This is a genomic window from Streptomyces synnematoformans, from assembly GCF_039531005.1.
Taxonomy (GTDB): domain Bacteria; phylum Actinomycetota; class Actinomycetes; order Streptomycetales; family Streptomycetaceae; genus Streptomyces; species Streptomyces synnematoformans.
Genome location: NZ_BAAAPF010000494.1, coordinates 1 through 3422, shown reverse-complemented (window position 1 = coordinate 3422; position 3422 = coordinate 1). Strand labels below are relative to the sequence as shown.

Genomic DNA, 3422 nt, shown 5'->3' with positions numbered 1-3422 from the left:
CGCCGACCGCCGACCGCCGGTCTCCGGCGGGCCCGCCTCCGTACCGCGGCCGCGGCCCGTCGCCCCGGCCGGCGACGACGCGGACGAGCGGCTGGCCCGGGTGGCCCTGACGCGGCTTGTGGAGCCCGGGGACGAGATCGCCGGGCGGTGGCTGCGCACCCACGGAGCCGTCGCGCTGCTGCGCTGGATCACCGGCGACGCCCCGCCGCCCACACCGGCGACCGAAGCCCGGCTCGCCCGCTACCGGCGGCGGCTCGGCGGGCCCGACGCCCGGCAGGACCTCGCCGCCGCCGCGGCGGCCGGTGCCGGCTTCGTCTGCCCCGGCGACGCCGAGTGGCCCCGGCAGCTCGACGACCTCGCCGCCGCGCGCCCCCTCGGCCTCTGGGTCCGCGGCCGCGTCGACCTGCGGCTGTGGGCGCTGCAGTCCGTGGCCGTCGTCGGAGCCCGCGCCTGCACCGAGTACGGCGCCCACGTCGCCGGTACGCTCGCCGCCGGCCTCGCCCACGCCGGCTGGGTCGTCGTCTCCGGCTCCGCCTACGGCATCGACGCCGCCGCACACCGCGGCGCGCTCGCCGCCACCGGAGCCACCGTCGCCGTCCTGGCCTGCGGCGTCGACCGCGTCTACCCGCCGGGCCACACCGAACTCCTCGGCCGCGTCGCCGAGCAGGGGCTGATCGTCGCCGAACTCGCCCCCGGCGACCACCCCACCCGGTCGCGGTTCCTCCTGCGCAACCGCGTGATGGCCGCCCTCACCCGCGGCACCGTCGTCGTGGAAGCCGAGCGCCGCAGCGGCTCGCTCGTCACCGCCCGCTGGGCGCAGCGCCTGGGCCGCGCGACGATAGCAGTCCCCGGCCCGGTCACGTCGGGCCTCTCCGCCGGCGTGCACGAACTGCTGCGCGGCGAGGCGGAACTGGTCACCGAGGCCGCCGAGGTCGTCGAACTGGTCGGCCGCATCGGCGCCGACCTCGCCCCGGCCCGCCGCGGCCCGGTCGTACCACGCGATCTGCTCCCGGCCGCCACCGCACGCGTGCTCGAAGCCGTCCCCGGACGGGGCACCGCCCGGCCCGAGCAGATCGCACGCGAGGCGGGTACGGAGCGCGACGAAGCCTTGGGCAGGCTTCATGAGCTGCAGTCCCTCGGCTTCGTCGCCCGCGACGGCACCGGCTGGCGCCTGGCGCGGCGCGCCACCGAGCACCCCATCAGGTGACGAGCCGTTCCTTGACCTGGGACGTTCGGGTGAAAGGGTGGGGGAGATGCAAACCGACCCCCACCCCGTGCCGCAGCGGCCGTCCCCCCGCCGTGACCTCCCGATAACCCGCGGGTGCGGTGCGCGGAACGCATCTGCGTACTCATGAAGAGCCGCCAGTCGCAGAATGCGACCGTACGGTCACGCTACGCTCGCGGAACGTTCCCTCACTCCCCAACCCCCCACCCCCCGCTTCCTCTCAGTCCACCCGAACCCCGTCCCCCACCAGAACGGTTCAAGGCGACGACGCATGCCCCAGCACATCTCCGGGTCCGACCGTGCCGCACCACGCACAGCACCCTCGTCGGTGGACGAGCTGTGGCGGTCGTACAAGGAGACGCGTGACGGCCGGCTGCGCGAGCAGCTGATCCTGCACTACTCCCCCCTCGTGAAGTACGTTGCCGGGCGCGTCAGCGTGGGTCTGCCGCCCAACGTGGAGCAGGCCGACTTCGTCTCATCCGGAGTCTTCGGACTCATCGACGCCATCGAGAAGTTCGACCCCGAGCGCGCCATCAAGTTCGAGACGTACGCCATCACCCGCATCCGCGGCGCGATGATCGACGAACTGCGGGCGCTGGACTGGATCCCGCGCTCCGTACGGCAGAAGGCCCGGGCCGTCGAACGCGCCTACGCCACCCTCGAAGCCGCCCTCCGCCGCACCCCCTCGGAAGCCGAGGTGGCCGCGGAGATGGGCATCCGGCTGGAGGACCTGCACGGCGTTTTCAGCCAGCTTTCGCTCGCCAACGTCGTCGCCCTCGAAGAGCTGCTGCACGTCAGCTCCGACAACGGCGACCGCCTCAGCCTCATGGACACCCTGGAGGACACCGCCGCCGACAACCCGGTCGAGGTCGCCGAGGACCGCGAACTGCGCAGGCTGCTCGCGCGGGCCGTGAACACCCTCCCCGACCGGGAGAAGACGGTGGTCACCCTCTACTACTACGAGGGCCTCACACTCGCCGAGATCGGCCAGGTACTCGGCGTCACCGAGAGCAGGGTGAGCCAGATCCACACCAAGTCGGTCCTGCAACTGCGCGCCAAGCTGGCCGACTCCGGCGGCTGAACCGCGGTCGCGGTCTAAAGTTGGACCGTGCCGAAGATTCGAGCGGCCTCCGTGGCCGAGCACCGGACCATGCAGCACCGCGCGCTGCTCGACGCCGCGCGCGAACTCCTCGGCGAAGGCGGCACCGAAGCGCTGACCTTCGCCGCGCTCGCCGAGCGCACCGGCCTCGCGCGCTCGTCGGTGTACGAGTACTTCCGCAGCCGGGCCGCCGTGGTCGAGGAGCTGTGCGCCGTCGACTTCCCGCGCTGGGCGGCGGACGTGGAGGCGGCCATGGACCGTGCCGACACCCCCGAGGCGAAGGTCGAGGCATATGTGCGAGCGCAGCTCGCGCTCGTCGGCGACCGCCGCCACCGGGCCGTCGTCGCGATCTCCGCGGGTGAACTGGACGCCGACGCCCGCGAGAAGATCCGCGCCGCCCACGGCGGGCTGATCACGATGGTCGTCGAGGCCCTGACGGCCCTCGGCCACGACGAGCCCCGCCTGGCCGCCACCCTGCTGCAGGGCGTCGTCGACGCCGCCGTGCGCCGTACCGAAATCGGCGCCGACCCCCCGGACACCGTCGCCGACACGGCCGTCGCCGTCGCTCTCCACGGCGCCGCCCGCTGACCCGCGGCCCGGCGCCCCGCCGCGTCGCGAGCCGCGTCCCGTCAGGAGCCGCCCGGCGGCGGCCGGCCGAACACCGGCAACAGCCGGTGACGGCCGCCCGTGAGCAGCCGGGGCGGCAGCAGCGACAGCGGGTCCAGATAATGCGGGCCGCGGCGCAGTCCCCAGTGGAGACAGGGCGCCGCGCAGTGGTACGAGCCGCCCTGCAGATGCCCCACGATCTGCCCGGCCCCGACCCGCGCCCCCTTCCGCACCGCGGGCAGCACCGGCTCGTACGTCGTCCGCAGCGGCGGACGGCCCGTCCCCGGATGGTCCACGGCCACCACCCCGCGCCCCGCCACCCCGCCGGCGAAGGACACCCGGCCCGCGGCCGGCGCACGCACCGGCTGGCCCGCCGCGGCGCGCAGGTCGACCCCGCGGTGCCCCGGCCCGTACGGCGAACGCGGCGGGTCGAAACCCCGCTCCACCACCGGCCGCCCCCCCCCCCCCCCCGCCCCCCGCCCCCCCCCCCCC

Annotated in this window: 4 protein-coding genes; 3 read left to right on the top strand and 1 reads right to left on the bottom strand. The window is 75.2% G+C overall.

Features of this window, described 5'->3' with window-relative positions; genetic code table 11:
• The 3 genes from dprA to ABD317_RS34975 form a co-directional block, all read left to right on the top strand.
• A partial coding sequence (gene dprA / locus ABD317_RS34985; protein ID WP_425582524.1) for a DNA-processing protein DprA occupies positions 1-1207 on the top strand: 1207 nt, incomplete at its 5' end.
• A 289-nt stretch (positions 1208-1496) separates the two neighbouring features.
• On the top strand, positions 1497-2306 hold the full coding sequence (whiG, locus tag ABD317_RS34980) for an RNA polymerase sigma factor WhiG (RefSeq protein ID WP_027754955.1): 810 nt from the start codon (positions 1497-1499) through the stop codon (positions 2304-2306).
• 51 nt (positions 2307-2357) lie between these two features.
• The gene (locus ABD317_RS34975) at positions 2358-2912 is read left to right on the top strand and encodes a TetR/AcrR family transcriptional regulator (protein WP_344295669.1); all 555 of its coding nucleotides are present in this window, start codon (positions 2358-2360) and stop codon (positions 2910-2912) included.
• A gap of 41 nt (positions 2913-2953) precedes the next feature.
• Here the strand turns inward: ABD317_RS34975 and ABD317_RS34970 are convergent.
• A partial coding sequence (locus ABD317_RS34970; RefSeq protein ID WP_344295664.1) for a murein hydrolase activator EnvC family protein occupies positions 2954-3422 on the bottom strand: 469 nt, incomplete at its 5' end.